Consider the following 7,377-nt stretch of genomic DNA (forward strand, 5'->3'; position numbering starts at 1 on the left):
CCGGATACCAGCTTCATATCATGTTCAATCAATAAAATGGTCATATCAAAACGATCACGAACCAGTCTTATAGTGTCCATCAGTTCTTCCGTTTCATTGGGATTCATTCCCGCTGCAGGCTCATCCAATAAAAGTAAGGAAGGATTGGTTGCCAGAGCTCTTGCAATTTCCAGCTTTCTTTGTTTTCCGTAGGGAAGATTTCCCGCCAAGTCCAAAGCATGCTCTTCCAGGTGAAAAACAGAAAGTAAATCCAGAGCTCTATCCGACATTTCTTTTTCTTTTTGAAAATACCGGGGCAGTCTAAAAATCCCTTCTATAAAAGAATAGGAATTTTCCTGGAAAAATCCTGCTTTTACATTGTCCAATACTGTCAGCTTATCGAATAATCGGATATTCTGAAAGGTTCTGGCAATTCCTTTTTTGTTAATCTCAATACAGGAGCTCCCTACAATATTTTCCCCATTTAAAAGAATTTCTCCTGTGTTGGGCTGGTAAACTCCGGTAAGCAGGTTAAATACTGTGGTTTTCCCTGCACCATTAGGCCCGATTAAACCGTACAACTCTTTTTTCTCAATAGAGATATGGAACTGATCTACCGCCTTCAGACCTCCAAAGGAAATGCCTAAGGCATTCACTTCTAAAAGACTCATGCATTCACCTCCTTACGGAACAAACGATGAAGAATATTCTCCCGAAAAGCAATAAAGCCTGGGGCGGAAGTAAATAGCATCATCACAATCAAAACAACGGCATAAATCAACATTCTGTAGTCGTTTAAGGAACGAAGAAGTTCAGGAAGCAGAGTAAGAACAACAGCGGCCAAGATAGAGCCGCGCATATTGCCTATTCCGCCTAAAACTACAAATACCAGTATCATAATAGACTGATTGTATCCGAAATTTTTTGGCAAAGCTTGTAGAGAGCTTAAATTATGGGCATACAGTACTCCAGCAATTCCCGCGATGGCCGCAGAGATCGTAAAGCAAAGCAACTTCAGTTTTGAAGCGGGTAATGCAATACTTTCCGCCGCAATACGATTATCTCGAATCGCCATAACTGCTCTTCCCGTTCTGGAATGAATAAAATGCTGAATAAAGAGCATAGAGAGTAAAAGAAGAATTATTCCTACAGTAAAATTACTATATTTCGGCGTACCGGTAATCCCCTGTGCGCCTTTAATAATCCACTTTCCCCCTTCTCCCAAAGCAACAGCTGTACCGTCCTTTAAGGAAAAATGCCAACCATTCTTATCCACCCCAAAATACAGAGCATTAATAATGTTTTTGATAATTTCTCCGAAAGCCAAGGTTACGATGGCTAAATAGTCTCCTTTCAGTCTTAAAACCGGAATACCGATTAAAAAGCCGAAGAATCCGGCTGAAATAGCACCAATGCACAGGGCGATAAAGAAAATAAGCATAGGAGGAAGAGAGCTTCCCTTTAAAAGCATGGAACAGCTGGCGGAGAAGAAAGCTCCTACGCACATAAAGCCCGCATGCCCCAGAGACAATTCTCCGGAAATACCCACCACAAGGTTTAGGCTTATGGCCAAAATAGAATAAATACACAGAGGAACCAAAAGTCCCTTCATTAGGGAACTTACGGAACCGGATTTTAGGAATAGCTGAACAACAAAGTACAGAATAAGAATGACTCCGTAATTCAAAAAAATATCTTTGATTTTTTTCATTTGTACATTCTTCATCTTACACCTTCTCCATAATCTTCTTTCCTAAAATTCCGCTTGGCTTAATCAGCAATACAATAATCAAAACGGAAAAAACAATGGCATCCGACAGTTTGGAAGAAATATAGGCCTTTGAGAGATTTTCCAGAACACCAAGTAAAATTCCTCCGATAAATGCTCCGGGAATAGAACCGATTCCTCCCAATACGGCAGCCACAAAGGCCTTAATACCGGGCATGGCGCCTGTGGTGGGCGTAAGGGTAGGGTAGGCAGAGCAAAGAAGGATTCCTGCCACACTGGCCAAGGCGGAACCAATAGCAAAGGTAAGGGCAATGGTACCATTTACATTTACTCCCATCAAAGTGGCTGCCCCCTTGTCCTCGGATACCGCCAGCATAGCCTGTCCTGCTCTGGTTTTATGGATGAACAATAATAAAACAACGGCAACTAAAATTCCCACCAAAATGGTGACCATAGTTTCTCCGGAAATGACCAGCTGTCCTCCCGCCAGCTTTAATGCAGGAAGCTTTACAAAGGACTGGAAGCTTTTCGGATTTGCTCCGAAAAGTAATAAAGCAAGATTTTGTAAAAGATAAGACACACCGATGGCGGTAATCAGTACAGCCAAAGAATTAGCTGAACGAAGGGGCTTATAAGCTACCCTTTCCACTAAAACGCCAAGGGCGGTACAGATTGCCATACTAAAAAGAATAGATAAGGGAATACCAAGTCCCATCTGGTTAAAAGCGAGAAAAGCGGCATAGCCTCCCACCATCAAAATATCTCCATGGGCAAAATTCAGCATTTTTGCAATGCCGTAAACCATGGTATAACCTAGGGCAATGATGGCATACACCGAGCCCAAACTGATTCCGTTTAAAAGATAGGAAATAAAACTCATCTTTTTCTCACTTTCTCTTGATGTAAATAGAAAGGGCAAGCCTCAGCATTGCCCTTTCCATAATTCTTACCGGTGGCCCAGGCGAAGCCTTTGACTTCCGGTGTATAACGACTTCTTAACTAAAGATTCAGGCAGAGCCTGTAGTCTCCCATTTATAAGACAATCATTATTCGGCAGATACGTAAGCTCCGTCCTTGATAATGACAGCCTTAGGCTCCTTATCCACGTCTCCGGCCTCATTCCACTTCATGCCGGTACCGGTAAGTCCATCCAAGCTAATCTCTGTCATAGCCTTCTCCATTGCAGTACCTAAATCGGAAACACTCTGATCAGGAGTTAAGCCGGCCTTCTCTACAGCTGTCTTAATAGCATATACTGCGTCATAAGCATCTGCTGCGAACTGAATCGGAGTCTCCTTATACTTTTCTTTGTAGTTCTTTACAAAGTTAACGGTTAAATCATCCTTTGCATCGGCAGCAAAAGGAGTTAAAAGCATCAGGCCTTCTGCCAGAGAAACATCAAAGTTCTCCACGTTTAAGATACCGTCCATACCGTCACATCCGAAGAAGGTCGGCTTGAAGCCCATGGTATTGGCCTGAGTAAGTACTAAAGCAGCCTCACTGTAGTAGAAGGGTAAGAATACCAGCTCAGCACCGGAATCCTTCATCTTCTGCAGCTGTGTGGAGAAGTCCTTGTTGGAATCAGCGGTAAACTGCTCATCCGCAACAACTTCCAATCCCTGCTTAGGCGCTTCTGCAACAAAGGAATCATGAATTCCGGAAGAATATACGTCAGAAGAATCATAAATAATTCCAATCTTCTTGCCTAAATTATGGCTTCCGATATACTCTGCAGACTTTGTTCCCTGTGCAGGATCGGAGAAGCATACACGGAATACATTCTTAGGAGCGGTAACTTCCACTGCGGATCCGGAGGGAGAAAGAAGAAACATATTGTCCCCTTCCGCTTCCGTTCCTACTGCGATAGCAGGAGCACTGGTGGTTGGTCCTACAAGGAACTGCATTCCCCAGTCCTTTAAGCTGTTGTATGCATTGATAGCCTTTTCCTGATCATGCTCATCGTCAGCCTTCTTGTATTCAATCTGGTATCCGTTGATTCCGCCATTTGCGTTAATCTCATCAATAGCAATTTCCGCACCGTTTACTACGGCATTACCATATACTGCAGCGCCGCCGGTTAAAGGTCCCTGTCCTCCGATTTTCCAAGTTAATCCGCCCTTCTCGGCTCCGGAGCTTTCTGCATTTGCCTTAGATTCAGCTTCTGTAGCTTTCTTCTCTCCGCTTGCGCCTCCGCAGGCTACTAAAGATGCTGCCATTAATGCGGCTAAAACCATAGATAATTGTTTTTTCATGTTAATCCTCCCTTATTTCACTATCAGTAAAATACTTTCCGTATTATAGGGAGAAGTTCTTTTCTTGTCAATTCTTTTTATAACAATTTAACATAAAAAAAGAGATAGGTATAACTAAAAGTAATACCTATCATGAATAATATACTATGGGAAGCTAACTCCCGGACTTTCCGCCCGACTATCCCTAAGCATAAGATCCATTACGGCCTGCTTCGGGTTCTTTCCCTCAAATAATACCCTGTTTACTTCATGGACTATGGGCAGGTCTACACCATACTTTGCGCCTAAAGCTAGAGCAGCCTTGGCTGCGTATACCCCTTCTACCACCTGTCCCACTTCCTTCATAGCTTCTTCATAGCTTAATCCTTCGCCAATCAAGAAGCCTGCCTTACGATTTCTGGAATGCTTGGAGGCACAGGTTACAATCAGATCGCCGATTCCGGAAAGCCCGGCAAAGGTCTCCAAATGCCCTCCCATAGCCTGTCCCAGCCTTGCAATCTCCGCTATACCTCTGGTAATCAGTGCAGCCTTGGTATTGTCTCCATAGCCTAAACCATCAGCAATTCCGGCCGCTAATGCAATGACATTCTTTAAAGCGGCACCGATTTCTACTCCCAGAACATCCTTATTGATATAAACGCGAAAGCTGTCAGATTGGAAAGTTTTTTGTATGGTTTTCGCACAGCTTTCTTCTCCTGCAGCACATACAATAGTGGTAGGCAGAAAACGGGATACTTCCTCCGCATGGGAAGGGCCCGAAAGAACCGCCACAGGATTTTCCGGAAAAATCTCTTCCAATATCTGGGACATGGTCAGTAAGGTCTTTTCTTCTATCCCCTTGGATACCGTTAGAAGAATCTGATCTTTTTGAATATAGTCCTTTACCTGCTCTCCTACAGATCGGGTAAACAAAGAAGGCACCGCAAAAATAACCATTTCCTTATCCTTTAGTGCCCTTTCCAAAGAGGAGGTGATTTCGATATCTTCAGCAAAGCTTGTACCCGGAAGATTCTTCGGTTCTCGGGTTTTTTTCAGTTCTGCTTCCTCCTCTTTAGAATAGGTCCATAAGCTTAAGCTGTGATTGTTTTTTCTTAGCGTTATGGCTAAGGCGGAACCCCAGGTTCCGATACCCAGAATAGCAATCTTCATGAAGACTCCTTTGTATGAAAATGAAATTTTATATTGAGAAATCCTTATTCAAGAAAAAAACTTAATCTTACAAGTTACTCTTTCCGCTTTTCTATTTATTCTTGCCAAATTTATTTTCCGTACCATTCATTAAGCGTTTCATATTTTCCCTATGCTGAAACAAACAAAGTAAGGCCAAAAAAAGACTTAATCCGCACATCGGCAGATAAACAGCTTCCGAAAACGGAAAAAGAATTCCTGATTTTCCCATAAGAAGCACGGATAAAAAGAAGACAAAAACGGAAAGAACAGAACCTAAGCTGACATATTTTGTTGTTAAAACAATCAGGATAAAAAAGCATAAAAGTCCCAGGGTATATAAGGGAGCCAAAGCAATCAACAAAGCACCGGTGCAAGCCACACCTTTACCTCCCTTTACCCCGGGGAGGATAGGGAAATTATGTCCCAGAATGGCTCCTATACCGGTAAGCATTAAAATCAAGGTTTTCTGATCTTCATTTGCCGGCTTCCAAAATAAAATCATCAGAAATATAGGAACCATACATTTCGCAATATCCATTAAAAGCACCGTGATGCCGGCTCTTTTCCCCAAGGTTCGTAAAACATTGGTACTTCCCGGATTGCCTGAGCCCTGATGATAAATATCTACTCCCTGAGATTTCGCATAGAGATATCCATTGGGTATATTTCCGAAAATATACCCAAGGATAAAGCAAACACAAAGTTGAAGTATACTCATGACAATTAATCTTCTCCTCTTTCCCGGATAATAAAGCGAATGGGGGTTCCTCTAAAGCCGAAATTTTCTCGAATTTGATTTTCAATATATCTGGTATAGGAAAAATGCATCAGCTCCCTGTCATTAACAAAGATTACAAAGGTGGGAGGCGCAACGGAAGCCTGGGTAATATAGAAAAGCTTTAATCTCTTTCCCTTATCGGAGGGGGGCTGTTTCATGGCTGTTGCTCTTGCCAGAATTTCATTTAAAACACCGGTTTTAATCCGCATTACCTGATTGTCGTGAATCATATTCACCAATTCATAAATCTTATGAATTCTCTGTCCGGTTTCCGCAGAAATAAAGAGATACTCCGCATAGTCCATGTAAGCAAATTTCTCTTTCAGCTGCTTTGTAAATTCCTGCATGGTTTTATCGTTCTTCTCCACCAAATCCCACTTATTGACGGCAATAATAACACCCTTTCCGGATTCATGGGCAATACCGGCAATGCGGGTATCCCCATCGGTAATTCCCTCTACGGCATCAATCAAAACTATACAAATATCAGCCCTGTCCACTGCGGCAACAGTTCGGATCACGGAATATCGCTCAATATCTTCCGTTACCTTCCCCTTTCTTCTCAGACCGGCGGTATCAATAAAGATATAGGGTGTACCGTTATAGGTCACTTCCGTATCAATAGCATCTCTGGTGGTGCCGGCTATGTCCGATACAATAACACGATTTTCTCCCAAAAGCTTATTGGTTAAAGAGCTTTTTCCCACGTTTGGCTTTCCGATAAGAGCAATTTTCAAAGTACCGTCCTCTTCCTCTTCCAGTCCTTCCTTTGGAAAATGCTTTACCACCTCATCCAAAAGGTCTCCCAGCCCTAAGTGGTTGGCAGCGGATACCGGGAAGGGTTCTCCCAGTCCCAGCTGATAGAACTCATAAATATCATTACCATACTTTTTGATGCTGTCCACCTTGTTTACACAAAGGACAATAGGCTTTTTGGAACGGCGAAGCATCTCTGCCACCTCATAATCCGCATCCACTACGCCGGACTTTACATCTGTGACAAAAATAATCACATCCGCAGTTTCAATGGCCAATTCCGCTTGAGATCGCATCTGCTTTAATAACACATCATCGGAAATCGGTTCGATACCTCCGGTATCCACCATGGTAAAATAATAATTCAACCAGTTTCCCTCCGCATAAATACGGTCTCTGGTTACTCCCGGAGTATCCTGAACAATGGAAATCTGCTTTCCTGCAATCGTATTAAAAAGGGTGGACTTTCCCACATTCGGTCTTCCGACCACTGCTACTATAACTTTTCTCAATTTGCCCCTCCCATAAATTCCTACAACAAATGGAGATATTTTACCATTTTTTCTTCTATAAGAAAAGAGGAAAGGCCTAAGCCTCTCCTCTTTTTATACTTGTGCGCCTAGCGGCGCACGTTTCTAACGGGTTAAAGTCCCGAATTCGCCCGGTAGTGGGAAGGATATAGCCGAAGGCAAGGGTGTCGAGGGTGACCTCGA

General features: G+C 42.8%; 7 protein-coding genes. All 7 read right to left on the reverse strand.

Annotated features, from left to right (window positions below; all coding sequences use genetic code 11):
• Nucleotides 1–650, reverse strand: a 650-nt coding sequence (locus RYO92_RS10400) for an ABC transporter ATP-binding protein (protein ID WP_315370333.1), incomplete at its 3' end; no start/stop codon positions are given.
• Nucleotides 647–1,705 (reverse strand): branched-chain amino acid ABC transporter permease, encoded by a 1,059-nt coding sequence (locus tag RYO92_RS10405; RefSeq protein WP_315270282.1) that lies wholly within the window; start codon nt 1,703–1,705, stop codon nt 647–649. The genes RYO92_RS10400 and RYO92_RS10405, both read right to left, overlap by 4 nt.
• Before the next feature lies 1 nt (nt 1,706).
• Nucleotides 1,707–2,588 carry a branched-chain amino acid ABC transporter permease gene (locus RYO92_RS10410; protein WP_183684038.1) on the reverse strand — a complete coding sequence of 294 codons (882 nt, stop codon included), beginning with the start codon at nt 2,586–2,588 and terminating at the stop codon, nt 1,707–1,709.
• 166 nt (nt 2,589–2,754) lie between these two features.
• Nucleotides 2,755–3,960 carry an ABC transporter substrate-binding protein gene (locus RYO92_RS10415; protein ID WP_315370334.1) on the reverse strand — a complete coding sequence of 402 codons (1,206 nt, stop codon included), beginning with the start codon at nt 3,958–3,960 and terminating at the stop codon, nt 2,755–2,757.
• A 144-nt stretch (nt 3,961–4,104) separates the two neighbouring features.
• Nucleotides 4,105–5,109 (reverse strand): NAD(P)H-dependent glycerol-3-phosphate dehydrogenase, encoded by a 1,005-nt coding sequence (locus tag RYO92_RS10420; protein WP_308579474.1) that lies wholly within the window; start codon nt 5,107–5,109, stop codon nt 4,105–4,107.
• Between the two features lie 91 nt (nt 5,110–5,200).
• Nucleotides 5,201–5,848 (reverse strand): glycerol-3-phosphate 1-O-acyltransferase PlsY, encoded by a 648-nt coding sequence (plsY, locus tag RYO92_RS10425; protein ID WP_315370335.1) that lies wholly within the window; start codon nt 5,846–5,848, stop codon nt 5,201–5,203.
• A gap of 5 nt (nt 5,849–5,853) precedes the next feature.
• Nucleotides 5,854–7,176 (reverse strand): ribosome biogenesis GTPase Der, encoded by a 1,323-nt coding sequence (gene der, locus RYO92_RS10430; RefSeq protein WP_007156078.1) that lies wholly within the window; start codon nt 7,174–7,176, stop codon nt 5,854–5,856.
• Nucleotides 7,177–7,377 lie beyond the last annotated feature (201 nt).

This window comes from Oribacterium sinus (assembly GCF_963553175.1).
GTDB classification, from domain to species: Bacteria; Bacillota; Clostridia; order Lachnospirales; family Lachnospiraceae; genus Oribacterium; species Oribacterium sinus_B.